The following is a 26,880-nucleotide window of genomic DNA, read 5'->3' as shown; positions in this document are numbered from 1 at the left end:
GCACCGGGGACAGATCAGACGGTGTCGTCGGACCCCTTGTGCTCGCCGCCGTCCTCGCCGTCGCGACGGACCTGGTTCGCCGGGTCACGGACACCGATCGGGTACGGACCGGTGACGCCCTGCCGGAGCGACGCAATGCGCAGGATGCGGTCGCGCTGCAGGAACCAGCCGACGACGAGCAGCGGGATGACGATCACGAGGGACGCGATCGTGTAGGTGCCGACCGGGTAGTCGATCGCCATCAGCACGATGACCGACGCCAGGAACGCCAGGGTGAGCCACGCGGTCACCGGGGCGCCGGGCAGCTTGAAGGACGGCTCCTTCGCCAGTCCCTGCTTCGCCCACGACCGGAGCCGCATCTGACAGAGGATGATCGTGCCCCACGCCGTGATGATGCCGAGGCTCGCGATGTTCAACGCGATCTCGAACGCCTGGCTCGGGACGAAGTAGTTCAGGACGACGCCGGCGACGGTGAAGCCGGCGGTGAGCAGGATGCCGGCGTACGGCACACCGCCCTTCGACATCTTGGTGGTCCACTTCGGTGCCGAACCGTTCATGCCCATCGAGTGCAGGGCGCGACCGGTCGAGTACAGACCGGCGTTGAGCGACGACAGTGCCGCCGTGAGCACCACGAAGTTCATGATGCCGCCGACGATCGACCCGACCTGCGGGTTGCCGAGCGACGAGAAGAACGTCACGAACGGGCTCTCGCCCTCCTTGTACGCCGTGTACGGCAGGAGCAGGGAGAGCAGGATGATCGACCCGACGTAGAAGACCGCGATGCGGAACACGACGGAGTTGATGGCGCGGGGGATGACCTTCTCGGTGTTCTGCGTCTCACCGGACGCGGTGCCGACGAGCTCGATCGCCGCGTACGCGAACACGACACCCTGGATCACGATGACCGCGGGGAGCAGCCCGTTCGGGAACAGTCCGCCGTTGTCGCCCCAGATCGAGAAGCCCGTGCGGACGGCTTCGCCGCCGGCCTCGACCGGGAACGCGAAGACGAGCCAGATGATCGCGACGACGAGGAACGCGACGAGTGCCGCGACCTTGATGAGCGCGAACCAGAACTCGAGTTCGCCGAACACCTTGACCGCGACCATGTTGGCGGCGAGCACGACGATCAGGGCGATCAACGCGAGGAGCCACTGCGGTGCGGCGGTGAACGCGGACCAGTACTGCAGGTAGATCGCGACGGCGGTGGTGTCGACGATCGAGGTCATCGCCCAGTTCAGGAAGTACATCCAGCCGGCGGCGTAGGCGAACTTCTCGCCGTAGAACTCACGTGCGTAGGAGATGAACGACCCTGACGACGGACGGTGCAGCACGAGCTCGCCGAGGGCGCGCAGGATGAAGAACGCGAAGATGCCGCAGATCAGGTAGGTCAGCGCGAGCGCGGGGCCCGCGGTGTGGAGTCGTCCACCCGCACCGAGGAAGAGTCCGGTGCCGATGGCCCCACCGATCGCGATCATCTGCAGCTGCCGGGGCTTCAGACCGTGCTGGTAGCCCTCTTGCTCGTGCGAGAAGTCGTTCGCCGGAGCACGGTTCACGCCCGTGTCGTTCTGCGCTGTCATGCGCGCCAACCTACATGCGGACGGAACCGGGGCGGCACACAAACCTCCGAACGAGCTGATCTGTAACAGGACGGTCACGATCGCGATCCCCATGTGCGTGGGCGACACGCCGACGACGGGGTACAGCGGTGCCGGGATTCCGGCGGACGTCGATTGTGATCGGGGGACAGGAGACCGTTAGGTTTGAACGTCCCCACAGGCCCGACGGCCGGGGGGCACGACGACCAGAACGCGTCCGCGGCCAGCAGCGCCGCAGCCGTACGGTCGGCCGGACCGGGACCGCCCCGAGCGTGGTCCCCGCGTGCGTGATCGCTCGCCCTGCGCCGTTGCGCGGGCTCGACGTGGCCGCGCGCACCGTCCCGGACGACCCGTTCGCAACCACACCGTCGCCGCACGTGCGCTCCGTCCGCCGTGGCGACGCGAGGAGCCCAGTTGTCCATCGCACCACCCCAGAGCCGGCACACCCCGTCGCCGGACCCCACCGGCTCGTCCCCGGACCCCATCAGCACGTCGCCGGCGGTCAGCGTCCGCGACGTCTACAAGGTGTTCGGCCGCCGACCCGCCGAGGCCGTCCGCCGCCTCGCCGCCGGTGCCACCCGCGACGAGGTCCGCGAGCAGGGATCCGCCGCGGTCATCGACGCGTCCTTCGACGTCCGACCCGGCGAGATCTTCGTCGTCATGGGGCTGTCCGGCTCCGGCAAGTCCACCCTCATCCGGATGCTCAACGGCCTGCTCGAGCCCACCGCCGGCAGCGTCGAGATCGGCGGCCGCACGGTCACCGGCGCGACGCCGAAGGGGATCCGCGACATCCGCCGGTCCAGCGTGTCGATGGTGTTCCAGCACTTCGCCCTGCTGCCGCACCGCACCGTGCTCGAGAACGTCGCGTACGGGCTCGAGGTGAACGGTGTCGACAAGGCCACTCGGCTCGCGAAGGCCCGTGAGGTCATCGACCTGGTCGGCCTCGACGTCTGGGCCGACGCGAAGCCCGACGAGCTGTCCGGCGGCATGCAACAGCGCGTCGGCATCGCCCGCGCCCTCGCCGCCGAGACCGACGTCCTGCTCATGGACGAGGCGTTCAGCGCGCTCGACCCGCTGATCCGCCGCGAGATGCAGGAGCAGCTCGTCGACCTGCAGCAGCGGCTCGGCAAGACCATCGTCTTCATCACGCACGACCTCAACGAGGCCATGTTCCTGGGGGACCGCATCGCCGTGATGCGCGACGGCCGGATCGTGCAGATCGGGTCGCCGGAGGACATCCTCACCGACCCGGCGAACGACTACGTCGCCCAGTTCGTGCAGGACGTCGACCGTGCCCGTGTGCTCACCGCCGCGAGCGTCATGGAACCGGCCCGCGCCACCGTCCCGCTGACCGTGGGTCCTCGTGGCGCACTGCGCACCATGCGCGACCTGCAGACGGCCGCGCTCTTCGTCACCGGTCGTGGCCGGAAGCTCGAGGGCTGGGTCCGCGACCGCCACGTGATGCGCCAGGTGAAGGCCGGCGACACGAACCTCGATGCCATCGTGAACACCGAGTACGCACGGGTCGCCCCCGACACGGCGCTGACCGACCTGTTCGAGCTCGCCGTCGAGTCGCCCCTGCCGATCGCCGTCGTCGACGACGAGCAGCGCCTGCTCGGTGTCGTGCCCCGCGTCACCCTGCTGGCCGCGCTCGGCAACGTGCCGACCGCGACGATGCCGATCCCGGTGCTCGAACCGGTCACCCGCATCTCCGACTCCGACATGGACTCGACCCTCGCCGCGACCGGCGAGACGCCCGCCCGCACCGGCGAGCCCGCCACCGAAGGAGACCACGCATGATCACCCCCGGTACCAACTCCTTCGGTGACTTCCACCTGCCCCTCGGCACCTGGGTCGCCGCGGTCGTCGACTGGATCACGACCTACCTGTCCGGCTTCTTCGACGTCGTCCGCTACGTGTTCACGTGGATGGACGCGTGGATGGAGTACTTCCTGTCCACCCCGCCGTTCTGGGTCGTCGTCGCGGTCCTCGTCGTGCTCGCGTTCCTGGCGAAGGGCTGGAAGCTCGCGCTCGGCGCTGCCATCGGTCTGCTGTTCATCGTCAGCGTCGGGCAGTGGACGAACGCGATGAACACGCTCGCGCTCGTCGTGGTCGCCGCCGGCCTGGCCGTCGTCCTCAGCATCCCGCTCGGGGTGTGGGCCGCCCGCTCCGACGCCGCAAGCCGGATCATCCGCCCGGTCCTGGACTTCATGCAGACGACCCCGGCGTTCGTCTACCTGATCCCGGCGCTGCTGCTGTTCCGCGTCGGCGTCGTCCCCGGCATCGTCGCGACGATCGTCTTCGCGATGGCCCCCGGCGTCCGGCTCACCGAGCTCGGCATCCGCGGGGTCCCGAGCGAGGTCGTCGAGGCCGGTGCCGCCTTCGGGTCGAGCCCGTGGCGCATCCTCCGTCAGATCCAGCTGCCGTTGGCGAAGGCCAGCATCATGGCCGGCGTCAACCAGGTCATCATGCTGTCGCTGTCGATGGTCGTCATCGCCGGCATGGTCGGCGCCGGCGGCCTCGGCGAGCAGATCGTCGCCTCCCTGAACCGCATCGACGTCGGTCTCGGGGCGGAGGCCGGTCTGTCGGTCGTGGTCCTGGCGATCCTGCTGGACCGCCTGACCGCAGCGCTCGGCGGCGACGCGAGTGGTGCCTCCCGGCCGTGGAAGCGCAAGCGCAAGCCCACCGTGACCGCGACGCCGAACGCGGCGACCGCCCAGACCGCCGCCACCACCGAGGCAGCCCCGGCCGACCGCCGGCGCGAGCCGCAGACGACCAGCGCGTGAGGAAGGACCAGATCATGAAGCGAACCAAGCGAACCAAGCGCACCCTCGCGGCGGCCGTCCTCGCCGTCGCCACCGCCGTCGGCCTGTCCGCCTGCATGCCGCCCGGCTACTACGGAGCCTCTGGCACCGTCGACAACGGTGACCAGAAGTCGATGCACGTCGTCGTCTTCAACGGTTGGGACGAGGACACCGCCGCCAGCTACCTCTGGAAGCACGTGTTGGAGCAGAAGGGCTACGACGTCCAGCTCACGAACTCCGACGTCGCACCCGCCTACACCGGCCTCGCGTCCGGCGACTACGACGTGGTGTTCGACACCTGGCTGCCGAACACGCACAAGGAGTACATGGACACCTACGGCAAGGACCTGACGGACCTCGGCGCCTGGAACGAGCAGGCGTCGCTGGAACTGGCGGTGCCGGAGTACTCGGACATCGACTCGATCGATGAGCTCAAGGCGCACGCGTCCGACTTCGGCAACAAGATCATCGGCATCGAGCCCGCCGCCGGTGAGACGAAGGTCGTGTCCGACCAGGTCATCCCGCAGTACGGCCTGGACGGCATGGACTTCATCACGAGTTCGACGCCGGCGATGCTCGCCGACCTCAAGGCCTCGATCGCGAAGAAGGAGGACGTCGTCGTGACGCTGTGGCGTCCGCACTGGGCGTACGACGCCTTCCCGATCAAGGACCTGAAGGACCCGAAGGGTGCGCTCGGCAAGAACGAGGAGATCCACACGATCGCCAAGAAGGACTTCGAACAGGACTTCCCGCAGGCGTCGAAGTGGATGGAGGACTTCTCGATGGACTCCGACACCCTGTACTCGCTCGAGAACGCGCTCGTGAACAGCGGCGCGAAGGCCAGCGAGTACCCCGCGATCACGGAGAAGTGGGCTTCCGAGCACCAGGACTTCGTCGATTCGCTCACGTCCGGCAAGTAGTCAGCAGGTCGGGCAGGAGGCCCGGTGCGCGTCGTGCGCACCGGGCCTCGGTCGCGCTCGGGGCCGGTTTCCCTGAACGACGCCTGTCGTTTCGTTGCTTGCATGGAGGGATGGACATCCTCCTCCGACTCCTGGTCGCGATCGGGTTCGCCCTCCTCATCACCGCCGTCGCCGCGGTCGTCCTGCACCTGGTGCTGCGGACGATCGCGCGACGGGAACGGTGGGCCGGCGTGCTCTCGCGGCGGGCCAAGCACCCGTTCCGCACCACCCTGCTCGTGGTCCTGCTCTGGATCGCGTTCACCTCGAGCGTCCCGCGCGACGCCGACGCGTACCCGTGGCGCGACGAGGTCGTGCACGGGTTCCTCATCGTCACGATCGCGGTGGGCTGCTGGCTGGCGTGCCAGATCGCGATCTTCCTCGAGGACCTCGGCCTCCACCGGTTCCGCATCGACGTCCCCGACAACCGGCAGGCTCGCCGCATCCGCACGCAGGTCCTCATCATCCGGCGGCTGACCGTCGCCGTGCTCGTCATCATCGCCGTCGGCGCGATCCTGCTCACCTTCGACGGGGTCGAGGCCGCCGGCGCGAGCGTCCTCGCGAGCGCCGGACTCATCTCGGTCGTCGCGGGTCTGGCGGCGCAGTCGACGCTCGGCAACGTCTTCGCGGGCATGCAGCTCGCGTTCTCCGGGTCGATCCGCGTCGACGACGTCGTCGTGGTCGAGCAGCAGTGGGGACGGATCGAGGAGATCACCCTGACCTACGTGGTCGTGCACCTGTGGGACGACCGGCGCTTCGTGCTGCCGTCGACGTACTTCACGAGCACGCCGTTCGAGAACTGGACGCGCACGAACAGCGAACTGCTCGGTGCCGTCGAGATGGACCTGGACTGGCGGGTCCGGCCGGGGGAGATGCGCGAGGAACTCGACCGGATCCTCGACCGCACCGAGCTGTGGGACCGCCGCGTCAAGGTGCTGCAGGTCACCGAGGCCGTGCAGGGGTACGTGCGGGTGCGGGTCCTCGCGACGTCGCATGACGCACCGTCGCTGTTCGACCTGCGCTGCTACATCCGCGAGGAACTCGTCGAGTGGATCCAGCGCACCCACCCCGACGCCCTGCCGGTCCAGCGCGTGCTCATGGTCGACGAGAGCGCACCGCGGCGGCGCACGGCGTCGACCGCTGCCGATTCGGCGCTGTTCGCGCCGGGGCAGGAGGACCGCGCGGCACTCTTCACCGGCCCGATCCAGACGTCCGACATCCCGCCTGCGGAGCGCTGACGGGCTCCGGACCCGACACGGGACGGACGGGAGGCCCGTGGCGGATCCGCCACGGGCCTCCCGTCCGTCGTGTGGTCGCGATCGCGACCTACGGCTGGCGCGCCTTGACGGCGCGATCGTCCTCGACCACCGTGCCGATCGCCACGATCGTGGTCGCGATCCACGCGACCCACGTCAGGGCGAGCCGCCAGTCGCGGGGTCCCTGGCGGGTGGTCTGGAGCACGCTGTAGCCGCTGATGAGCGAACTCCACACCGCACCGTTGAACATGAACTTGCGCACAGAGGCCTCCTGTCGTCGTGCTGCCAACGCTACCGGTCAGTACATTGGAGCGCCGCCGGACACCCTGCCCGGCGCACTCGTGGAGGAGCGCCCGTGCGTCAGGCCGTCATCGGAGCAGTGCTGCTCGTCATCGGCGCGGTGTGCGTCGCGCTCGGACTGCTGCCACTCGACGACCTCGGGGTCCTGGCCGAGCGGGTCCTGCCCGTCCTCGGGTTCGTCCTCGGGCTGACGATCGTCGCCGAGCTCGCTGCGGACGCCGGGGTGTTCGACCGACTCGCCGACGTCGCGGCACGTGTCGGCGGCGGACGCACCATCGGGCTGTGGGGCGCGGTCGTCGTCCTCGCCGTGCTCTGCACGGTCTTCCTGTCGATCGACACGACCGCGGTGCTGCTCACCCCGATCGTGATCTCACTGGCGCGCCGGGTCGGGCTGCCGCCGATGCCGTTCGCGCTCACCACCGTCTGGCTCGCGAACACCGCGTCCCTGCTGTTGCCGGTGTCGAACCTGACGAACCTGCTCGCCGTCGACCGGATGGGCCTCGGCGGCCCGCTGCCCTTCGCCGGGCTGATGGCCTGGCCGGCCGTCGCCGGGGTCGTCGTGCCGTGCGCCGTCCTGCTCGTGGTGTTCCGCGGCAAGCTCTTCGGGCGCTACACGCCGGTGTCGGTGCGGCGTCCGTCCGACCCGGTGTCGTTCTGGGCAGCGTCCGGGGTGCTCGTCGCGCTCGTGGTGGCGCTGACCGCCGGCGTGACGGTCTGGATCGCGGCCGTGGCCGGTGCCCTCGTGCTCGTCGTCGTCGCGGCGTTCCGGTCGCCCGCCGAGCTCCGGCCGTCGCGGGTGCCGTGGTCGACGCTGCTGTTCGCCGCCGGGCTCTTCGTCGTGGTCGAGACCCTGCACAGCACCGGGCTCACCGACCCGATCGTGCGGGCGCTCGGCGACGGCACCGGAGCGGGGCCGCTCCTGCTGCTGGGCGCCGGGGGAGCGGTGGCGGCGAACGCGATCGACAACCTGCCCGCGTACCTGGTGCTCGAGCCCGCCGCCGGTCACGAGGCCGTGCGGTACGCGGCGCTCCTCATCGGCGTGAACGCCGGGTGCCTGGTGACGCCGTGGGCCTCGCTCGCCACCCTGCTGTGGCACGCACGGCTGTCGGCCGAGGGCGTGCACCTGTCGTGGGGCAAGTACATGCTGCTCGGGTGCATCGCGGCTCCGCTGACCGTGGTCGCCGGGGTGCTCGCGCTGGCGATCTGACGGGGGATCGCCGGGGTGCTCGCGCTCTGACCCGCCGCGGCGGTCAGAGCCAGTCGCGGGCCTTGAAGACGCGGTAGAGCACGAGCGACGACGCGACGATGAGCGCGAGCGAGACGTACAGCCCGCTCCACGCACCCTCGCCCGGGAACGTCACGTTCTGCCCGAAGAAGCCGGTGATGGCGGTGGGGATCGCGATGATCGCGGCCCAGCTCGTCACCTTCTTCATCACGGTGTTCTGCCGGTTCGACGCCAGGTTGAGGTTCGTGTCGAGGACACTCGAGACGGCGTCGCGCAGCTGCTCGACGGAGTCCGAGATCGACACCAGGTGGTCCTCGACGTCGCGGAAGTACGGCCGGATGCCGTCCGAGATCGTCTCCGCGTCGCCGTGTAGCAGCGACGCGACGCTGTCGCGGGTCGGGACGACGAGCCGCCGCAGCACCCCGAGGGCCTTGCGGAGGCGGAACGACCGGCGTTGGATCTGCTGCTCGCGGGCGTTGCCCCGCTCGAACAGGTCGTCCTCGAGGTCGTCGATCCGTCGCTCGATGTCCTCCACGGTCTCGGTGGCGTGGTCGACGACGGCGTCGAGCAGCGCCCAGACGAGCCACGGCACACCGTGCTCGGCCACGTCGGCGTTCGCGTCGAGCCGGTGCTCCATCGCGGCGGTGTCGACGTCGGCCCCGTGGATGGTGACGAGGGCGTGCTCGGTGACGAACGCCTTCACCTCGTGGGTGACGAGCTCACCGTCCTCGCCGAGACCGCCGACGTCGTAGACCACGAGGAACAGGCTGTCGCGGTACCGGTCGAGCTTCGGGCGCTGGCCCTGCTCGACAGCGTCCTCGACGGCGAGGGCGTGGATGCCGAGCTCCTGCTCGACCTGCACGAGGTCGTCGTGCACCGGGTCGGTGTAGTCGACCCAGACGAACGTGTCCGCGTCGGCGACGAGGTCCGAGATCCGGTCGACCGGGAAGTCCCGTTCCGCCGCGTCGCCGTTCCGCCACGCCCGTGTCCTGACCATGCGCGTCAGCCTAGTGAGACGGCCGGCCCGGGGATCCCAGGCCGGCCGTCGTCGCGTGCGGTGGTGCGTCAGTAGGCGGAGACGAGCTTCCCGTCCTCGACCTTCAGGTACTGGTTCACGTCGAAGCTGTCCTCACCGTGCTCCGCGTCCCCGGAGTACGAGGTGTAGTCGTACTCGACGACACCGTCCTTCGTGCTCTGCACCACGACCGTGCCCGAACCGGAGGCCTCGACCTCGATCTCCGGCATGGTCGTGACGTCGTAGCGCACCGCACCGTCGGCGTCGTACGGGCCGTACCAGGGGCACCCGCTCAGTGCGCTGAGGTCGGTCTTCTCCGCGCAGCCGTCGATCAGGTCGGACACGTACCGCTCGGCGTCCTGCTGCAGCGCCTTCGTGGCGGTGGGTGTGAAGTCGACGTACCCGGAGGACGTCGCGCCGACCGACACCTGCTCGGTGCCGCCGGTGAAGTACTTCGTCCCGCCGACCTGCACCTCGTAGGTGCCGGGGTAGGCGAGCGAGGTGAACCGGCCGTCGCTGATCTCGCCGATCTCCTTGCCGCCGACCGTGACCGGTGCGCCCTCGAGCACCTCGGACGCGGTCAGGGTGACGGTCTGGGCGAGCGGCTCGGTGACGCGCCACTCGTCCTTCACCAGGAACGCGGTGCCGGTGCGGCGGAGGCTGACCTGGCCGGAGCGGTTCTTGCCGTCCTGGGTGTAGCTGACGGTGGCCACGGCGTTGTCACCGCTCGTCGAGACGCGGCCCACGCGGATGTCCGACGGGCGGTCCTTCGCGCTCTTCAGCACCGCGGTGTCGAGCATGGCGGCGTCGGCCGGTACCTCGCTGAGTCGCGCGGCGGTGTCGGCGTCGCCCTTCGCGATGGCCTGTACGTAGGACTTCACGGTCGGGGCCGGACCCCACACGTTGGCCCGGAGCACCCCGGTGGTGACGGCACCCGCGATGACGACGACGACCACGGCGCCACCGGCGATGAGCGAGCGGACCAGGACCTTCTTGGCGCGCGGCGACATCGGAGCGGGTGCGGGAACGCCGCCGCCGACGAAGGGCTGTTCCGGCTGACCGGGGTGGCCGACGCCGGGCGTCGCCGCCCACGCTGCTGCTGCCGGGTCGCCCGCGGGCGCCGCCGACGGGAAGGCCGGGTCGGCCGGCGGGAACGCAGGGTCTGCCGGCGGGAATGCCGGGTCTGCCGGCGGGAACGCCGGGCCGGCCGGCGGGAACGCCGGAGTCGCTGCCGGGAAGGTCGGTGCGGCCGTGGGGCGCGGGTCCGCTCCGACGAGGCGCGAGGTCCGCAGCACCACGCCACCGCCGAGGCGGGGGAGCAGCACGGGCGCGAGGTACCGTGCCACGGCCTCGATCGCGCCGCCCCACAGCGCGAACACGAGCGGCGTCCACGGTGCGATCCCGATCGAACCGGTCCCGCTGACGGCGCTGATGCCCGTCGCCTGGTAGGACACCAGCCCGGTGCCGAGCACGAAGAGCAGGAGTCCGAGGCCGAACCAGACGACCGGGGTCACGACCCAGTCCAGCGTGGTGCGGAACCGGTCGTTGCGGCGGACGGCGAGTGCGAGGCCCGCGACGACCGAGGTCACGACGACGAGCAGGACGACGAGCCAGGTCCAGCCGCCGGCGCCGCCGAAGACCGACGCCGTGCTGCCCGCCGAGCCGAAGCCGGACAGCCCGACGCCGCCGAGGAACCCGAGGGCGGTGAGGCCGACCGCGACGTTGCCGACGAGCACCGGCAGTGCTGCGCCCCACGAGGGCTGTGCGACCAGGGCGACGACGATGACGACGACCGTCACCAGCACGACGAGCACCGTGAGCTGCGACGCCGCGACGCGCAGCGTGCCGAGGACGCGACCGGCGAACACGTTCCGGCCGAGGAGGGCCGACGGGCGTGCGAGCACCGCGGCGAGTGCACCGATCACGAAGGCGCCGAGGATGCTGCCGAGGCCGACCGCGTGCACGGGGTCGATGGAGGCGCCGGAGACGGCGGGGAACCGGATGGCGAGGATGCCCGCGGCGGCGTTGGTCAGCACCGTGGTCACCAGCCCGGACAGGACGGCGGTCAGCAGGATCGGGGTGCGCCCGAGGCCGCGGGTGCGGATGCGACGGGTGAGCACGACGGCCAGCACGACCTGCGCGGCGAGCACGAGCGCCGGGACGACCGCGAGCGCGCCCGACCCTGACCCGAGGAAGCCGATCGAGCCGGACAGGTGCAGGCGGCCGAGGTCGGCGAGGGCGACGAGCTGAGCGGGGGTGCCGAGCAGGACGCTGACGCCGGACAGCAGCGACTGGACGTCGGGCGTGCTCCCGGCGCCGAGGTCGGTCCCGGTGCCGGTCGACCCCGACCCGACTGAACCGGATCCGGATCCGCCCGCTGCCAGCACGGCGACGGTGAGGAGCAGCGAGATCGCGGCGACCACGTAGGCGGCGACCCAGCCGCCGACGGCGGCGAGCACGGCCGCCAGCCAGTCACGGCCGGACACGGACCGCAGCAGGCGACCGAACGCATCCGACGACTGCGGGCCGGGCTGCCCCGGCGGGACGGGCGGGTTCGGCGGGTTCTCGCTCATGGCTGGTGGGTCCTCTCCGACCGGGAGGCCGATGCCGCACGCCAGCACCCGTGTCCCCCCGACACGCACCCGCAGCGTAGCGGAACCCGCCGATCCGCCGTGAATCCGCTGTCCGGGCGCTGGTAGGTTCCCACCGTGTCTGCGCCTTCTCGTTCCTCCACCAAGTACGCCTTCGTCGTCGCCTCGAACCGCCTGCCGGTGGACCGGGTCGTCGACCAGGACGGCAACGAGGGATGGCGGCACTCGCCCGGTGGCCTCGTCACCGCCCTCGAGCCCGTGATGCGCGCGAACGACGGGGCCTGGGTCGGCTGGGTCGGCCAGCCCGAGGTCGAGGTCGAGCCGTTCGACAACGAGGGCATCCACATCGTGCCGGTCCCGTTGTCCGACGACGACGTCGAGGAGTACTACGAGGGCTTCAGCAACGACACCCTCTGGCCGCTGTACCACGACGTCATCGAGCACCCGAGCTACCACCGCGACTGGTGGAACGCCTACAAGCGCGTCAACGAGCGCTTCGCGGCCCAGATCGCCGAGATCACCGAGCAGGACGGCATCGTCTGGGTGCAGGACTACCAGCTGCAGCTCGTGCCGGCACTGCTCCGGGCCAAGCGTCCCGACCTGACGATCGGCTTCTTCAACCACATCCCGTTCCCGCCGGTCGGCATCTACGCCCAGCTGCCCTGGCGCGCGCAGATCCTGGACGGCCTGCTCGGCGCCGACGTCATCGGCTTCCAGCGCCACGACGATGCGAGCGACTTCCTCCGCGCGGTCCGTCACATCAAGGGCTACACGACGAAGGGGCAGACGATCGACGTCCCCGTCGACGACCCGGACGCGCCGCGCAGCCGCAAGGGGATCACGGTCCGCCACGTCGAGGCCCGGCACTTCCCGATCTCGATCGACGCCGAGGCCTTCGAGGACATCGCGCGCCGTCCCGAGGTGCAGGAGCGTGCCCGCGAGATCCGCGAGAGCCTCGGCAACCCGAAGACGGTGCTGCTCGGGGTCGACCGCCTCGACTACACCAAGGGCATCCGGCACCGCATCAAGGCCTTCGGCGAGCTCGTCGAGGACGGCCGCATCAAGGTCGAGGACGCCGCCCTCATCCAGGTCGCGAGCCCGAGCCGCGAGCGCGTCGACACCTACGCCACGCTCCGCGACGAGATCGAGCTGAGCGTCGGCCGCATCAACGGCGACCTCGGGGTCATCGGCCACCAACCGATCTCGTACCTGCACCACGGCTACCCGCGCGAGGAGATGGTGGCGCTCTACCTGGCCGCCGACATCATGCTCGTCACCGCGCTGCGCGACGGCATGAACCTCGTCGCGAAGGAGTACGTCGCGGCCCGCTTCGACAGCGACGGGGTGCTCATCCTGTCCGAGTTCGCCGGTGCAGCCGACGAACTGAAGCAGGCCGTCATCGTCAACCCGCACGACATCGGCGCGCTGAAGGACAGCATCGAGCGCGCGATCGAGATGCCGCGCCGCGAGCGCTCGACGCGCATGCGTGCGCTCCGGAAGCGCGTGCGTGACAACGACGTGGCGCGCTGGTCGCGCTCGTTCCTCGAGGCGCTCGACCGGCACGCGCCGCGGAACGCCCAGCTCGACCCGTCCGCCACCGACCCGGCGGACCGACACCGTGAGGCGCAGACCGACAACATGTCGATCTTCGACCAGGACGCCCAGTCCGCCAGGGCTGCCGAGGACACCCGGGAGGCACGTGATGACTGAGACCACCACCGACCAGACCGCCATCGACACGGCTCTCGAGACGCTCGCGGCTGCGCCGCGACTCATCGTCGCCCTCGACTTCGACGGCACGCTCGCGCCGTTCGCCGACGAGCCGTCGCAGGTCGGCGCCCTGCCGGGCTCGTGGGCAGCGGTCCTGACCCTGCACCGTGCGAAGGACACCGAGGTCGTGCTCGTCTCCGGTCGTCCGCTCGGCAGCCTCGCGGCCGTGTCGCACGCGCCGCAGGACATGGCGCTGGTCGGGTCGCACGGTGTCGAGTGGCGCGTGGACGGCCACGACGAGGCCGCCCTGACCGACGACGAGGTCGCCCGGGTCGCACGGATCGGTGCGGCGCTCGACGAGGTCGGCGCGCGGTACCCCGGCGTCGTCATCGAGCACAAGCCGGCCGGCCACGGCGTGCACACCCGTCGCGTGAGCGCCGAGGTGGCCGCGCAGGCGAACGCCGACGCGAGCCGTGCGGCGCACGAGGCCGACGCCGACGTGCTCGAGCGCGGTGGCAAGGACATCGTCGAGTTCGCCGTCCGGCACGTCACGAAGGGCGACGCGATCGCCCGGCTGCGCGAGCTCCACGGTGCCGACGCGGTGTTCTTCGCCGGTGACGACGTCACCGACGAGGACGGCTTCCGCGTGCTCGGCGACGGCGACGTCGGCGTGAAGGTGGGCCCGGGGGAGACCCGTGCCGGGTACCGCATCGCGGACCCGGCGGCCCTGACGGGTGTCCTGAAGCAGCTCGCCAGGATCCGTGCGACGCGCTGACCAGGGTGATCCGGGCCTCCCGGTCGGGCTCCAGAACATGCGAACGCATGTTGTTGTCCAACTGGTATCCCAAAGCGTCCTAGACTCGCTCCATGCCTGATATCGACGTCAAGCCGCGCAGCCGGGTCGTCACCGACGGGATCGAAGCAACCACCTCGCGTGGCATGCTGCGGGCCGTCGGTATGGGAGACGAGGACTGGAGCAAGCCGCAGATCGGCATCGCGTCCTCGTGGAACGAGATCACGCCCTGCAACCTCTCGCTCGACCGCCTCGCACAGGGCGCCAAGGAAGGCGTCCACTCCGGCGGCGGCTACCCGCTGCAGTTCGGCACCATCTCCGTCTCGGACGGCATCTCGATGGGCCACGAGGGCATGCACTTCTCGCTCGTCTCGCGCGAGGTCATCGCCGACAGCGTCGAGACCGTCGTCAACGCCGAGCGCCTCGACGGCACCGTCCTGCTCGCCGGCTGCGACAAGTCCCTGCCGGGCATGCTCATGGCCGCCGCGCGCCTCGACCTGGCGAGCGTGTTCCTGTACGCGGGCTCGGTCATGCCGGGCTACGTGAAGCAGGCCGACGGCACGATGAAGGAAGTCACGATCATCGACTCCTTCGAGGGCGTCGGCGCCTGCAAGGCCGGCACCATGTCCGAGGAAGAGCTGAAGAAGATCGAGTGCGCCATCGTCCCGGGCGAGGGCGCCTGCGGTGGCATGTACACGGCCAACACCATGGCGAGCGTGGCCGAGGCCCTCGGCATGTCGCTGCCGGGCTCCGCCGCCCCGCCGAGCGCCGACCGTCGTCGTGACTACTACGCGCACCGCTCCGGCGAGGCCGTGGTGAACATGCTCGAGCACGGGATCACCGCCCGCCAGATCCTGACTAAGGAAGCCTTCGAGAACGCGATCGCCGTGGCGATGGCCCTCGGCGGCTCCACCAACGTCATCCTGCACCTGCTCGCCATCGCCTACGAGGCCGAGGTCGAGCTGTCGCTGGACGACTTCAACCGCATCGGTTCGAAGGTCCCGCACCTTGCCGACATGAAGCCCTTCGGCAAGTACGTCATGGTCGACGTCGACCGCAACGGCGGCATCCCGGTGATCATGAAGGCGCTGCTCGACGCCGGCCTGCTGCACGGTGACTGCCTCACCGTCACGGGCAAGACCGTCGCCGAGAACCTGGCCGAGATCGACCCGCCGGCGCTCGACGGCGAGGTCTTCCGCACGCTCGACAACCCGATCCACGAGACCGGCGGCCTGACCGTCCTGCAGGGCACCTTCGCCCCCGAGGGCGCCGTGGTGAAGACCGCGGGCTTCGACGCCGAGGTGTTCGAGGGCCCCGCGCGGGTGTTCGACCGCGAGCGCGCCGCGATGGACGCCCTCACCGAGGGGAAGATCCAGAAGGGCGACGTCGTCGTCATCCGCTACGAGGGCCCCAAGGGCGGCCCGGGCATGCGCGAGATGCTCGCCATCACCGCAGCCATCAAGGGCGCGGGCCTCGGCAAGGATGTACTACTCTTGACCGACGGACGATTCTCAGGCGGCACAACCGGCCTGTGCATCGGCCACATCGCACCCGAGGCAGTGGACGCAGGTCCAGTTGCCTTCGTGCGCGATGGCGACCGCATCCGTGTCGACATCGCGGCTCGCTCGCTCGACCTACTGGTCGATCCGACCGAGCTGGAGGCCCGCCGTGACGGCTGGGCCCCGCTGCCCCCGCGCTACACCCGCGGAGTCCTCGCGAAGTACGCCAAGCTCGTGAAGTCCGCCGCCCAGGGCGCGGTCACGGGCTAGCGTTCGACACACGCACCATCGCCACCTCTCCAGGCAAGGACCACCTCATGCCCACGGAAGCAACTCCGCTGTCCGCGGCCGCCGGTGCACGCCGGTCGCCGGAGATCCTGACCGGCTCGGGAGCCGTCCTCCGGACGCTCGAGCACCTCGGGATCACCGACGTCTTCGGCCTGCCGGGCGGTGCCATCATCCCGTTCTACGACGAGCTCATGGCGTCGAAGACGATCCGCCACATCCTCGTCCGCCACGAGCAGGGCGCCGGCCACGCCGCCGAGGGCTACGCCTCGGCGTCCGGCAAGGTCGGCGTCGCCATCGCGACGTCCGGCCCCGGTGCGACGAACCTCGTCACGGCCATCGCCGACGCCTACATGGACTCGGTGCCCTTCATCGCGATCACCGGCCAGGTGTTCTCGACGCTGATGGGGACCGACGCGTTCCAGGAAGCCGACATCGTCGGCATCACGATGCCGATCACGAAGCACTCGTTCCTGGTCACGGACCCGGCCGACGTGCCGGCGACCCTGGCCGCGGCGCACCTCATCGCGACGACCGGTCGGCCCGGCCCCGTGCTGGTCGACATCACGAAGGACGCCCAGCAGAAGTCGGCGCCCTACGTCTGGCCGCCCAAGATCGACCTGCCCGGCTACCGACCGGTCACCAAGGCGCACGGCAAGCAGATCACCGCGGCCGCGCAGCTCCTGTCCGAGGCCGAGCGTCCGGTGCTCTACGTCGGCGGCGGCGTGATCCGCTCCCGCGCGACGGCCGAGCTGCTCCGCTTCGCCGAGGCGACGGGGGCGCCCGTCGTGACGACGCTGATGGCACGCGGTGCCTTCCCGGACTCGCACCCGCAGCACCTCGGCATGCCCGGCATGCACGGCACCGTCCCGGCGGTGCTCGGTCTGCAGGACAGCGACCTGATCATCGCGCTCGGTGCCCGCTTCGACGACCGCGTGACGGGCAAGGCCGACGAGTTCGCGCCGAACGCCAAGGTCGTGCACGTCGACATCGACCCGGCCGAGATCTCGAAGATCCGCTTCGCCGACGTCCCGATCGTGGGCGACGCCCGCGAGGTCCTGGTCGACCTGCTCGACGCGTGGGGCGGCATCGCCGTCGACGACCGCGCCTCGACGGCCGACTGGTGGACGAAGCTCCGCCAGCTCAAGGTGGACTTCCCGCTCGGGTACGCCGAGCCGACCGACGGCCTGCTCGCCCCGCAGGCGATCATCAAGCGCATCGGTGAGCTCTCCGGTCCCGAGGCCGTGTACGCCTCGGGTGTCGGGCAGCACCAGATGTGGTCGGCACAGTTCATCAAGTACGAGCGCCCGAACGCCTGGCTGAACTCCGGCGGCGCGGGCACGATGGGCTACTCCGTCCCCGCGGCGATGGGCGCGAAGGTCGCCCAGCCGGACCGCGTGGTCTGGGCGATCGACGGCGACGGCTGCTTCCAGATGACGAACCAGGAACTCGCGACCTGCGTCATCAACGACATCCCGATCAAGGTCGCGATCATCAACAACTCGTCGCTCGGCATGGTGCGGCAGTGGCAGACGCTGTTCTACGACGGCCGCCACTCGTTCACCGACCTCGAGACCGGCCACGACTCGCGCCGCGTGCCCGACTTCGTGAAGCTGGCGGACGCGTACGGTGCCCTCGGCATCCGCGTCGAGAAGGCCGACGAGGTCGACGCCGCCATCCAGCTCGCACTCGAGACGAACGACCGCCCCGTGGTGATCGACTTCGTCGTGAGCCGTGACTCGATGGTCTGGCCGATGGTCCCGCAGGGAGTCAGCAACTCGTCCATCGAGTACGCCCAGGCCCTCGCACCCACCTGGGACGACGAGGACGCCGACATGACGGGGGAAACCGCATGAGCCACGTCCTGTCCCTCCTCGTCGAGGACAAGCCCGGTCTGCTGACCCGCGTCGCGGGCCTGTTCGCCCGCCGCGGGTTCAACATCGAGTCGCTCGCCGTCGGCAACACCGAGGTCGACGGCCTCAGCCGGATCACCGTCGTCGTCGACGTCGAGGACCTCCCGCTCGAGCAGGTGACGAAGCAGCTCAACAAGCTCGTCAACGTCATCAAGATCGTCGAACTGGACTTCTCGCAGTCCGTCCAGCGCGAGCACATGCTCGTGAAGGTCCGCGTCGACAACCAGACACGGTCGGCCGTGCTCGAGGCAGTGAACCTGTTCCGCGCACAGGTCGTCGACGTCGCGAACGACTCGCTCATCGTCGAGGTGACCGGAGACCCCGGCAAGATCCAGGCGATCCTCCGCGTCCTCGAGCCCTACGGCATCAAGGAGCTCGCCCGTGCGGGACTCCTCGGCATGGGTCGCGGACCGAAGAGCATCACCGACCGGGTGCGCTGACCAGCGGTCCGCCACCCCCACAATCCACCAGAACCAAGGAGACACACCCTCGTGACTGACATCGTGTACGACGCCGACGCCGACCTGACGCTCATCCAGGGCAAGAAGGTCGCCGTCATCGGCTACGGCTCGCAGGGCCACGCCCACGCCCTCAACCTCCGTGACTCGGGTGTCGAGGTCAAGATCGGCCTCAAGGAGGGCTCGAAGAGCCGCCAGAAGGCCGAAGAGGCCGGCTTCGAGGTCCTCACCCCGGCCGACGTCACCGCCTGGGCCGACGTCGTCGTCATCCTCGCGCCGGACCAGGTCCAGCGCATCGTCTACGCGGACGACATCCGTCCGAACCTCAAGCCGGGCGCCACGCTCGTCTTCGGCCACGGCTTCAACATCCGCTTCGGCTACATCGAGGCGCCCGAGGGCGTCGACGTGTCGCTCGTCGCCCCGAAGGGCCCGGGTCACACCGTCCGTCGCGAGTACGAGGCCGGCCGTGGCGTCCCCGTGATCGTCGCCGTCGAGGTCGACGCGTCGGGTTCCGCCTGGGACCTCGCCTGGTCGTACTCGAAGGCCATCGGTGGTCTGCGCTCCGGCGGCATCAAGACGACCTTCACCGAGGAGACCGAGACCGACCTGTTCGGCGAGCAGGCCGTCCTGTGCGGTGGCACCTCGCAGCTCATCCAGTACGGCTTCGAGACCCTGGTCGAGGCGGGCTACCAGCCGCAGATCGCGTACTTCGAGGTCCTGCACGAGCTCAAGCTGATCGTCGACCTGATCTGGGAGGGCGGCCTCACCAAGCAGCGCTGGTCGATCTCCGACACCGCCGAGTTCGGTGACTACGTCTCCGGCCCGCGGGTGATCTCGCCCGACGTCAAGGAGAACATGAAGGCGGTGCTCGCGGACATCCAGAACGGTGCCTTCGCGAAGCGCTTCATCGACGACCAGGACGCCGGCGCACCCGAGTTCAAGGCGCTGCGCGCCAAGGGCGAGGGCCACCCGATCGAGGCGACCGGCCGCGAGCTCCGCGCGCTCTTCGCGTGGAAGCAGAACGACGGCGACTACGTGGACGGCTCGGCAGCGCGGTAGTCTTCCGAGGAACACTCGATGACGAGGCGGCGGTGCAGCCCTTGCACCGCCGCCTCGCGACGTGACCCGAACGTTATGCAGCAGCTCTTCTCCAGCCCCGACGCCGTGGACCGGCGTCCCGTCGGCGTGCGCCCGGACGATGTGCGACAGCCGTCGTCCGCGGTCCGCACGAGCGGTCAGGGGCGGACCGACCAGCATGGGATGATCATCGGATGGCGGTGACGAAACGAGCGGTCCACATCGGCGCCGGCAAGATCGGGCGTGGGTTCGTGGGCCAGTTCCTCGTGGCGAGCGGCTACGAGCTCACCTTCGTCGACGTCGACGACCGTGTGGTGTCCGCGTTGAACGAAGCCGGACGCTTCGTGGTGCACGAGGTCGGCGAGATGCCGGTCGAGCACCTCGTCTACGGCTTCCGGGCGCTCAGCAGCAAGACCGACCGCGACCGCGTGATCCAGGCGATCGCCGAGGCGGACGTCGTGACGACCGCCGTCGGTGCCCGGACGCTCCCGCTCGTCGCACCGCTCATCGCCGAGGGTCTCGCGGCACGTCCGCTCGAGCGCGGCGACGTCACGATCGTGGCGTGCGAGAACGCGTTCAACGCCACCGATTCGCTGCACGCGAGCATCCGGCGTGCGCCGGTGCTCGAGGACCGCGACATCGCCGCGGTCTTCGCGAACTGCGCCATCGACCGCATCGTCCCCGACCAGTCCGGCGTGCTCGGGCAGTCCGGCGGCCTCGACGTCGTGCTCGAGCCCTTCTACGAGTGGGTCATCGAGCGCACGCCGTTCCTCGGCTCCGACGCCGAACCCCCGACGATCGAGGGCGTCACCTGGGTCGACGACCTGCAGCCCTTCGTCGAGCGCAAGCTCTACACGGTGAACACCGCGCACGCGACGGCCGCCTACCACGGCTACGTCCGGGGCATCCGGCTCATTCGTGAAGCCCTCGAGGACGACGCCGTCCGTGCCGAGGTCGACGGCGTGCTCGCCGAGACCACCGCGCTGCTCGTCGCGAAGCACGGCTTCGACCCGGAGGACCACGCACGGTACGTCGCGGCGAACCTGTCGCGCATCGCGAACCCGCACCTCCCGGACACCACCGTGCGCGTCGGACGCAACCCGCTCCGCAAGCTCGGCCGACGCGAGCGCTTCGTCGGTCCCGCCGCGCAGCTCGCCGAACGCGGGTTGCCGGTCGAGCACCTGCTCGGGGCCGTCCGCGTCGCGCTCGCGTTCGACGACGAGAACGACCCGGAGTCGATCGAGCTGCACGCGCTGCTCCGTTCCGGCGCGACGGCGCACGCGCTCACCGAGATCCTCACCGGCCTGATGGAGAGCCACCCGCTCTTCCCCGCCGTGCGCGACGTCGTCGCCGAGGTGCTCGCGACGCAGCCCGCCGACGCCTGAGCGCGCGTCCCACCGGGAACCCGTGGTCTCCCCGGGCGCTGGTCCCTCGTAGGATCGAGGCATGAACACGGCAGCATCCCCACCCGACGGGTCGGTCGACCCGGACGTGACGAACGCCGTCGACCACGACGACGAGGCGCTCAGCTGGGGTGACGCCGACGACGCCACCCACGTCGACGCCGCGCACAACCCGGTCGCCGTCAAGGACCGTGGCGACCGCGACCCCGAGGCACCGGAGACCTCCGGCGCCCTCGTCGGGTTCGGTGTGTTCGGTGGGCTCTACCTGCTCTACACGGTCGCGTGGCTGCTGACGGCGTCGACCTCGTACGTCTCGGGTGTCGACACCGTCCTGACGGTCTTCGTCGAGGTGCTCCGGTTCCTCGCCATCCTCGCCCCGGCGCTGTGGTTCACGGTGGTGCTGTGGGCCGCCCGCGGCAGCCGGACCCGGACACGACTGCTCTGGATGCTGCTCGGAGCCGTGGTGCTGTTCCCGTGGCCGTTCCTGCTGACGCGGAGCTTCGGGTGACCGCCGCGACGCCGGTCGGCCGCCGGTCGCGCGGTCCGGTCGTCGGCCGCATCGCGGTCTGGCTCGTGTTCGCCGTGCTGTTCGCCTACATGACGGTGCAGGCGGTGGGGAACCTCACGCAGATCTCGCAGCGGGTGGACGAGTTCAACGCGTTCCTCGCGACCACCTCCGGTGGCGAGTCGCTGCAGGCCAGCACGCCCTGGCTGTGGCTGGTCCTGGACATCCTGATCGCCCCGGTCGCCTTCGTGGTCGCCCTGGTGATCACGCGTCGTGCGCGGCTCGCGGTCACCCTCGCCGTGTTCGTCCTCGCCTTCGCGGCGGCGGGCGCCCTCTGGCTCGACCTGCAGCTGTTCGTGCCGAGCCTGCTGCAGTTCTAGGCGCCGCGCGGTCGTAACGGACCGCGCACGTCGATAGCATGGTGGGATACCAACCGTCTCTCGTGAGGAAACAGCAGCTGTGTCGAAGCCGGTCGTCCTGATCGCCGAAGAACTCTCGCCCGCCACGGTCGACGCCCTCGGGCCCGACTTCGAGATCCGGAACGTGGACGGCACCGACCGCCCCGCGCTCCTGTCGGCCCTCGCCGACGCGGATGCCGTGCTGGTGCGTTCCGCCACCAAGGTCGATGCCGAGGCGATCGCCGCGGCCCCGAACCTCAAGGTCATCGCCCGTGCCGGTGTCGGCCTGGACAACGTCGACATCAAGGCGGCGACCACCGCCGGTGTCATGGTGGTGAACGCGCCGACGTCGAACATCATCTCCGCCGCCGAGCTCACCGTCGGGCACATCCTGTCGCTCGCCCGCCACATCCCGGCCGCGCACGCGTCGCTGGCCGCCGGTGCGTGGAAGCGCTCGTCGTACACCGGTGTCGAGCTCTACGAGAAGACCGTCGGCATCATCGGTCTCGGCCGCATCGGCGCGCTCATCACGCAGCGCCTGCAGGCCTTCGGCGTCCAGGTGATCGCGTACGACCCCTACGTCACGACGGCCCGCGCCCAGCAGCTCGGGGTCGAGCTCGTCTCGCTCGACGACCTGCTGCGGCGCGCCGACTTCGTCACGATCCACATGCCGCGCACGCCCGAGACCCTCGGCATGATCTCGGACGACCAGTTCGCGCTCATGAAACCGACGGCGTTCGTCGTGAACGTCGCCCGCGGCGGCCTGATCGACGAGGACGCCCTGCACCGTGCACTGACCGCGAACACCATCGCGGGTGCCGGTCTCGACGTCTTCGTGTCGGAGCCCCCGAAGGACTCCCCGCTCGTCTCACTGCCCAACGTCGTCGTCACGCCGCACCTGGGTGCCTCGACCGACGAAGCGCAGGAGAAGGCCGGCGTCTCGGTCGCCAAGTCGGTGCGTCTCGCCCTCGGCGGCGAGCTCGTGCCGGACGCGGTCAACGTCGCCGGCGGCGTCATCGACCCGTACGTCCGCCCCGGCATCCCGCTCGTCGAGAAGCTCGGCCAGGTCTTCACGGCCCTCGCGACGTCGCCCGTCACGAGCATCGACGTCGAGGTCCACGGCGAGCTCGCCGAGTACGACGTCAGCGTGCTCAAGCTCGCGGCGCTCAAGGGCGTCTTCACCGACGTCGTCAGCGACCAGGTCTCCTACGTCAACGCCCCGCTCATCGCGGAGCAGCGCGGTGTCACCGTGCGGCTCATCACCGAGACCGACAGCCCCGAGTACCGCAACGTCCTCACGATCCGCGGCGCGCAGTCCGACGGCCCCGCGATCAGCGTCTCCGGCACGCTCACCGGCCCCAAGCAGGTCGAGAAGCTCGTCGAGATCAACGGCCACGACGTCGAGGTCCCGCTCGACCGGCACCACGTCGTCATGGAGTACGTCGACCGCCCGGGCATCGTCGCGGTCTACGGCAAGGAGTTCGGCGAGGCCGGCATCAACATCGCGGCGATGCAGATCTCGCGCGAAGCCGCCGGCGGCCAGGCGCTCAGCGTCCTCACCGTCGACTCGCCGGTGCCCGCCGAGATCCTCGAGCACGTCGGCCGGGCGATCGACGCCTCCTCGCTCCGCGAGATCGACATCACGCTCTGATGGCCGTCCGGACGCTCCAGCTCGCGGTGATCCGCGGGGACGGCATCGGACCAGAGGTCGTCGACGAGGCCCTCAAGGTCCTGCACGCCGTGACCCCGGGCGACCTCGTCATCGAGGAGACCCCGTTCGCCCTCGGTGCGACGCGCTACCTCGAGACCGGCGACATCCTCACCGAGGACGACATGTCCGCCATCGCGTCGCACGACGCGATCCTGCTCGGCGCCGTCGGCGGGGACCCCCGCGACCCCCGGCTCGCCGGCGGGATCATCGAGCGTGGGCTCCTGCTGAAGCTGCGCTTCGCGTTCGACCACTACGTCAACCTGCGTCCGACCAAGGTCCACGACGCCGTCGCGACGCCGCTCGCCGACCCGGGTGCGGTGGACTTCGTCGTCGTGCGCGAGGGCACCGAGGGACCGTACGTCGGCAACGGCGGCGCCATCCGCACAGGTACGGCGCAGGAGATCGCGACCGAGGTCTCGCTGAACACCGCGTTCGGTGTCGAGCGGGTCGTCCGCTACGCCTTCGACCTGGCGAACCGTCGGGTACGGAAGCACCTCACGCTCGTGCACAAGAGCAACGTCCTGGTGCACGCCGGGGCCCTGTGGCAGCGCACGGTCGCGGCCGTCGGAGCGGAGTTCCCGGACGTCACGGTGGACTACCAGCACGTCGATGCGGTCACCATCCACATGGTGCGGGATCCTGCTAGGTTCGACGTCATCGTCACCGACAACCTCTTCGGCGACATCATCACCGACCTGGCCGGCGCGATCAGCGGCGGCATCGGTCTGGCGGCCTCGGGCAACATCAACCCGGACGGCACCTTCCCCAGCATGTTCGAGCCGGTCCACGGCTCCGCGCCGGACATCGCGGGTCAGCAGAAGGCCGATCCCACGGCCGCCATCCTCTCCGTCGCACTGCTGCTCGACCACATCGGTCGCAGCGACCTCGCGACGGCGGTGACGCGGGCCGTCGAGGCGGACCTGGCAGACCGGGGCACCACGCAGCGTCGCACGGCCGAGATCGGCGACGCCATCGCCGCCGCGGCCACGGCACGCACCACCACCGCCTGAGAAGGAGCCCTCCCCATGAGCACCGACACCGCCTTCGGACTCGAGTTCGCCACCACCCCGTCCGCGGACCGTCGCGCCGCCGCCGAGCGCGAGGAGATCCTCGCCGACCCGGGCTTCGGCAAGCACTTCACGGACCACATGGCCACCGTCGTGTGGACGCTCGACGACGGGTGGCACGGTGCGTCGGTCCACCCGTACGGGCCGCTCTCGCTCGACCCGAGCGCCAGCGTGCTGCACTACGCGCAGGAGATCTTCGAGGGCCTCAAGGCGTACCGGCACGCGGACGGGTCGGTGTGGTCCTTCCGCCCGGACGCCAACGCACGTCGGTTCCAGCGGTCGGCCCGTCGGCTGGCGCTGCCGGAGCTGCCGGTCGAAGCCTTCGTCGAGTCGATCCGGCAGCTCGTGCAGACCGACGTCGACTGGGTGCCGTCCGCGCCCGAGACGAGCCTGTACCTCCGGCCGTTCATGATCGCGACCGAGTCGTTCCTGGGGGTGCGCGCGGCGCAGGCGGTGGCGTACCACTGCATCGCGAGCCCGGCCGGAGCGTACTTCACCTCGGGTCCGAAGCCGGTCTCGATCTGGCTGTCGACCCAGTACGCCCGCGCCGGCAAGGGCGGGACCGGTGCCGCCAAGACCGGTGGCAACTACGCGTCGTCGCTGCTGCCCCAGCAGGAGGCCTACGAGCACGGGTGCCAGCAGGTCATGTTCCTCGACTCGGTCGAGGGCAAGTACCTCGAAGAACTCGGTGGCATGAACGTCGTGCTCGTGAAGTCCGACGGTACCCTCGTCACGCCGGACTCCGACTCCATCCTCGAGGGCATCACGCGCGACTCGATCCTGCAGTTGGCAGAGGACCGCGGGCTCACGGTCGAGAAGCGCCGGGTGACCCTCGACGAGTGGCGTGACGGTGTGGCCGACGGCTCCATCACCGAGGCGTTCGCCTGCGGGACGGCAGCCGTCGTGACCCCGATCGCGGAGCTCCGCGGCGAGGGCTTCACGATCGGTTCGCCGACCGAGGGCGCCGGGGAACTCACGATGTCCCTGCGCGACGAGCTCACCGACATCCAGTACGGCCGTCGTCCCGACCCGCACGGGTGGATGACGAAGCTGACCGACGCGTCCTGATCGACGCTCGGGCGTGGGTAGGGTCGAACGGTGAAGATCGCACGGTTCAGCAGCAAGGGTGAAGACCCCCGGTACGGCATCCTCGACGAGCGGCACCTGGTGGTGCTCGCCGGAGACCCGATGTACCAGGGGTTCGAGACCACGGGGGAGCGCGTCGCACTCGCCGACGCCAAGCTCCTCGCCCCCGTCATCCCGCGGTCGAAGGTCATCGGGGTGGGGCTCAACTACCTCGAGCACGCCTCGGAGATGGACGAGCGCGCCGGCGACGACCCGGTGGTGTTCCTCAAGCCGAACACCTCGGTGATCGGACCCGACGAACCCATCCGCCTGCCGGCGGACATCGGCCGCGTCGACCACGAGGGCGAACTCGCCATCGTGATCGGATCGCTCGCCAAGAACGTCCGGCGCGAGGACTTCGCGAGCGTCGTGCTCGGGTACACGATCGCCAACGACGTGACCGCCCGCGACCTGCAGGCCCGCGACGGCCAGTGGACCCGCTCCAAGGGGTTCGACACCTTCTGCCCGCTCGGCCCGGTGATCGAGACCGAGATCGACCCGTCGGACATCCGCATCGAGACCCGCGTCGACGGTGACCTGCGCCAGGCGGGCTCGACGAACGAGATGGTCCACGACATCCCCTCGCTGGTCGAGTTCGTGTCGTCGATCTGGACCCTGCTGCCGGGTGACGTCATCCTGACCGGTACCCCCGCCGGGGTCGGCCAGATCCGCGATGGCGAGGTCGTCGAGGTGACGATCTCGGGCATCGGCACGCTCAAGAACCCGGTGATCGCGCGCCACTGACCTGGCTCGTCACCGCGACGGCCCGTTCCCCCTCGGGGGAGCGGGCTGTTCCGCGTTCGGGGCCGTTCCGGGCGACACGCCCGGGATGCGGCCTGGCTTGGCGCAGCCGTTCGTCCCTGCGTAAAGTAATCACTCGTTGCCACGGCGGCGGAGAACGGAACGGCTGAGACGGTCACTGGGTTTACCCGGGGATCTTGTCCGCCAGGGTTCTTCCCCGGGCAGCGGATTCATCAGCCTCTCTGGCGGAGCATCTTCGGGTGTCGAGTGGGGGAGTGCGTCTGGTCCTTGAGAACTCAACAGCGTGCACATTGTCAATGCCAATTTATTGATTGACCTCGTGCCTGGCCTTCCTTCGGGTTGGTTGGGTTTGAGACAATTCCTTTTGGATTGAAGATTGTCAGTAGACAGTCAACAGTCAGAATCAACTCGGTCTGATGCCTTTTGGGGTGT

22 protein-coding genes are annotated in these 26,880 nt (G+C 70.0%); 18 read left to right on the top strand and 4 right to left on the bottom strand.

Going from position 1 to position 26,880, the window contains the following annotated elements; genetic code table 11:
• Positions 1-14: 14 nt before the first annotated feature.
• Positions 15-1,577 carry an amino acid permease gene (locus ITJ60_RS00110; RefSeq protein ID WP_194646285.1) on the bottom strand — a complete coding sequence of 521 codons (1,563 nt, stop codon included), beginning with the start codon at positions 1,575-1,577 and terminating at the stop codon, positions 15-17.
• Between the two features lie 501 nt (positions 1,578-2,078).
• Between ITJ60_RS00110 and ITJ60_RS00105 the strand changes: the two genes are divergently transcribed.
• From ITJ60_RS00105 to ITJ60_RS00090, 4 genes are all read left to right on the top strand, one after another.
• Complete coding sequence (locus ITJ60_RS00105; protein WP_194647042.1) at positions 2,079-3,395, top strand: quaternary amine ABC transporter ATP-binding protein; 1,317 nt, start codon at positions 2,079-2,081, stop codon at positions 3,393-3,395.
• Entirely contained in the window at positions 3,392-4,381 is a 990-nt protein-coding gene (locus ITJ60_RS00100; RefSeq protein ID WP_131881483.1) for an ABC transporter permease, read from the top strand. Before ITJ60_RS00105 ends, ITJ60_RS00100 begins: the two co-directional genes overlap by 4 nt.
• Positions 4,382-4,395: 14 nt before the next feature.
• Entirely contained in the window at positions 4,396-5,319 is a 924-nt protein-coding gene (locus ITJ60_RS00095; protein ID WP_194646284.1) for a glycine betaine ABC transporter substrate-binding protein, read from the top strand.
• 110 nt (positions 5,320-5,429) lie between these two features.
• A complete protein-coding gene (locus ITJ60_RS00090) occupies positions 5,430-6,593 on the top strand; it encodes a mechanosensitive ion channel family protein (RefSeq protein WP_194646283.1) in 1,164 nt (387 codons plus the stop codon).
• 88 nt (positions 6,594-6,681) lie between these two features.
• Here the strand turns inward: ITJ60_RS00090 and ITJ60_RS00085 are convergent, their stop codons facing one another.
• Positions 6,682-6,873, bottom strand: a complete 192-nt coding sequence (locus ITJ60_RS00085) for a hypothetical protein (RefSeq protein ID WP_111085947.1) — start codon at positions 6,871-6,873, stop codon at positions 6,682-6,684.
• 93 nt (positions 6,874-6,966) lie between these two features.
• Here ITJ60_RS00085 and ITJ60_RS00080 point away from each other — a divergent pair, with 93 nt between their 5' ends.
• Positions 6,967-8,118, top strand: a complete 1,152-nt coding sequence (locus ITJ60_RS00080) for an SLC13 family permease (protein WP_194646282.1) — start codon at positions 6,967-6,969, stop codon at positions 8,116-8,118.
• 43 nt (positions 8,119-8,161) lie between these two features.
• Here the strand turns inward: ITJ60_RS00080 and ITJ60_RS00075 are convergent, their stop codons facing one another.
• Both ITJ60_RS00075 and ITJ60_RS00070 read right to left on the bottom strand, forming a co-directional pair.
• Positions 8,162-9,133: a magnesium transporter CorA family protein gene (locus ITJ60_RS00075; RefSeq protein WP_194646281.1), complete on the bottom strand. Its 972-nt coding sequence runs from the start codon at positions 9,131-9,133 to the stop codon at positions 8,162-8,164.
• A gap of 68 nt (positions 9,134-9,201) precedes the next feature.
• Positions 9,202-11,724 carry a hypothetical protein gene (locus ITJ60_RS00070; RefSeq protein WP_194646280.1) on the bottom strand — a complete coding sequence of 841 codons (2,523 nt, stop codon included), beginning with the start codon at positions 11,722-11,724 and terminating at the stop codon, positions 9,202-9,204.
• A gap of 135 nt (positions 11,725-11,859) precedes the next feature.
• Here ITJ60_RS00070 and otsA point away from each other — a divergent pair, with 135 nt between their 5' ends.
• From otsA to ITJ60_RS00005, 13 genes are all read left to right on the top strand, one after another.
• The gene (gene otsA, locus ITJ60_RS00065; protein ID WP_123292265.1) at positions 11,860-13,452 is read left to right on the top strand and encodes an alpha,alpha-trehalose-phosphate synthase (UDP-forming); all 1,593 of its coding nucleotides are present in this window, start codon (positions 11,860-11,862) and stop codon (positions 13,450-13,452) included.
• Positions 13,445-14,227 (top strand): trehalose-phosphatase, encoded by a 783-nt coding sequence (gene otsB / locus ITJ60_RS00060; RefSeq protein WP_123292266.1) that lies wholly within the window; start codon positions 13,445-13,447, stop codon positions 14,225-14,227. The genes otsA and otsB overlap by 8 nt, the downstream gene beginning before the upstream one ends.
• Before the next feature lie 92 nt (positions 14,228-14,319).
• Positions 14,320-16,014: a dihydroxy-acid dehydratase gene (ilvD, locus tag ITJ60_RS00055; protein ID WP_123292267.1), complete on the top strand. Its 1,695-nt coding sequence runs from the start codon at positions 14,320-14,322 to the stop codon at positions 16,012-16,014.
• Between the two features lie 47 nt (positions 16,015-16,061).
• On the top strand, positions 16,062-17,885 hold the full coding sequence (locus ITJ60_RS00050; RefSeq protein WP_194646279.1) for an acetolactate synthase large subunit: 1,824 nt from the start codon (positions 16,062-16,064) through the stop codon (positions 17,883-17,885).
• Positions 17,882-18,382, top strand: coding sequence for an acetolactate synthase small subunit (gene ilvN / locus ITJ60_RS00045; RefSeq protein ID WP_022907763.1), 501 nt, complete (start codon positions 17,882-17,884; stop codon positions 18,380-18,382). The genes ITJ60_RS00050 and ilvN overlap by 4 nt, the downstream gene beginning before the upstream one ends.
• Before the next feature lie 51 nt (positions 18,383-18,433).
• A complete protein-coding gene (gene ilvC / locus ITJ60_RS00040) occupies positions 18,434-19,459 on the top strand; it encodes a ketol-acid reductoisomerase (RefSeq protein WP_111085939.1) in 1,026 nt (341 codons plus the stop codon).
• A gap of 212 nt (positions 19,460-19,671) precedes the next feature.
• Positions 19,672-20,862 carry a mannitol-1-phosphate 5-dehydrogenase gene (locus tag ITJ60_RS00035; protein WP_123292269.1) on the top strand — a complete coding sequence of 397 codons (1,191 nt, stop codon included), beginning with the start codon at positions 19,672-19,674 and terminating at the stop codon, positions 20,860-20,862.
• 61 nt (positions 20,863-20,923) lie between these two features.
• Positions 20,924-21,388 carry a hypothetical protein gene (locus ITJ60_RS00030; protein ID WP_111085937.1) on the top strand — a complete coding sequence of 155 codons (465 nt, stop codon included), beginning with the start codon at positions 20,924-20,926 and terminating at the stop codon, positions 21,386-21,388.
• Positions 21,385-21,765 carry a hypothetical protein gene (locus ITJ60_RS00025; RefSeq protein ID WP_123672212.1) on the top strand — a complete coding sequence of 127 codons (381 nt, stop codon included), beginning with the start codon at positions 21,385-21,387 and terminating at the stop codon, positions 21,763-21,765. Before ITJ60_RS00030 ends, ITJ60_RS00025 begins: the two co-directional genes overlap by 4 nt.
• Before the next feature lie 79 nt (positions 21,766-21,844).
• Positions 21,845-23,434: a phosphoglycerate dehydrogenase gene (gene serA / locus ITJ60_RS00020; RefSeq protein ID WP_194646278.1), complete on the top strand. Its 1,590-nt coding sequence runs from the start codon at positions 21,845-21,847 to the stop codon at positions 23,432-23,434.
• The gene (locus ITJ60_RS00015) at positions 23,434-24,504 is read left to right on the top strand and encodes a 3-isopropylmalate dehydrogenase (RefSeq protein ID WP_194646277.1); all 1,071 of its coding nucleotides are present in this window, start codon (positions 23,434-23,436) and stop codon (positions 24,502-24,504) included. The genes serA and ITJ60_RS00015 overlap by 1 nt, the downstream gene beginning before the upstream one ends.
• A 15-nt stretch (positions 24,505-24,519) precedes the next feature.
• Positions 24,520-25,629: a branched-chain amino acid aminotransferase gene (locus ITJ60_RS00010; protein ID WP_194646276.1), complete on the top strand. Its 1,110-nt coding sequence runs from the start codon at positions 24,520-24,522 to the stop codon at positions 25,627-25,629.
• Positions 25,630-25,659: 30 nt separating this feature from the next.
• The gene (locus ITJ60_RS00005) at positions 25,660-26,430 is read left to right on the top strand and encodes a fumarylacetoacetate hydrolase family protein (RefSeq protein ID WP_111085932.1); all 771 of its coding nucleotides are present in this window, start codon (positions 25,660-25,662) and stop codon (positions 26,428-26,430) included.
• Positions 26,431-26,880: the final 450 nt, after the last annotated feature.

The sequence above is a fragment of the Curtobacterium sp. VKM Ac-2884 genome (genome assembly GCF_015350945.1).
Lineage (GTDB): Bacteria > Actinomycetota > Actinomycetes > Actinomycetales > Microbacteriaceae > Curtobacterium.
Note: the sequence above shows the minus strand (reverse complement) of the source record. Positions and strands in the feature narration are given on the sequence as shown.

What these genes read in the sequence shown, in the direction of transcription:
- ITJ60_RS00075 (WP_194646281.1), bottom strand. Translation starts at nt 9,133, where the DNA reads ATGGTCAGGACACGGGCGTGGCGGAACGGCGACGCGGCGGAACGGGAC.
- ITJ60_RS00035 (WP_123292269.1), top strand. Translation starts at nt 19,672, where the DNA reads ATGGCGGTGACGAAACGAGCGGTCCACATCGGCGCCGGCAAGATCGGG.
- ITJ60_RS00095 (WP_194646284.1), top strand. Translation starts at nt 4,396, where the DNA reads ATGAAGCGAACCAAGCGAACCAAGCGCACCCTCGCGGCGGCCGTCCTC.
- ilvN (WP_022907763.1), top strand. Translation starts at nt 17,882, where the DNA reads ATGAGCCACGTCCTGTCCCTCCTCGTCGAGGACAAGCCCGGTCTGCTG.
- ITJ60_RS00070 (WP_194646280.1), bottom strand. Translation starts at nt 11,724, where the DNA reads ATGAGCGAGAACCCGCCGAACCCGCCCGTCCCGCCGGGGCAGCCCGGC.
- ITJ60_RS00090 (WP_194646283.1), top strand. Translation starts at nt 5,430, where the DNA reads ATGGACATCCTCCTCCGACTCCTGGTCGCGATCGGGTTCGCCCTCCTC.
- ITJ60_RS00100 (WP_131881483.1), top strand. Translation starts at nt 3,392, where the DNA reads ATGATCACCCCCGGTACCAACTCCTTCGGTGACTTCCACCTGCCCCTC.
- ITJ60_RS00010 (WP_194646276.1), top strand. Translation starts at nt 24,520, where the DNA reads ATGAGCACCGACACCGCCTTCGGACTCGAGTTCGCCACCACCCCGTCC.
- ITJ60_RS00110 (WP_194646285.1), bottom strand. Translation starts at nt 1,577, where the DNA reads ATGACAGCGCAGAACGACACGGGCGTGAACCGTGCTCCGGCGAACGAC.
- ITJ60_RS00015 (WP_194646277.1), top strand. Translation starts at nt 23,434, where the DNA reads ATGGCCGTCCGGACGCTCCAGCTCGCGGTGATCCGCGGGGACGGCATC.
- ITJ60_RS00030 (WP_111085937.1), top strand. Translation starts at nt 20,924, where the DNA reads ATGAACACGGCAGCATCCCCACCCGACGGGTCGGTCGACCCGGACGTG.
- otsB (WP_123292266.1), top strand. Translation starts at nt 13,445, where the DNA reads ATGACTGAGACCACCACCGACCAGACCGCCATCGACACGGCTCTCGAG.
- ITJ60_RS00050 (WP_194646279.1), top strand. Translation starts at nt 16,062, where the DNA reads ATGCCCACGGAAGCAACTCCGCTGTCCGCGGCCGCCGGTGCACGCCGG.
- ilvD (WP_123292267.1), top strand. Translation starts at nt 14,320, where the DNA reads ATGCCTGATATCGACGTCAAGCCGCGCAGCCGGGTCGTCACCGACGGG.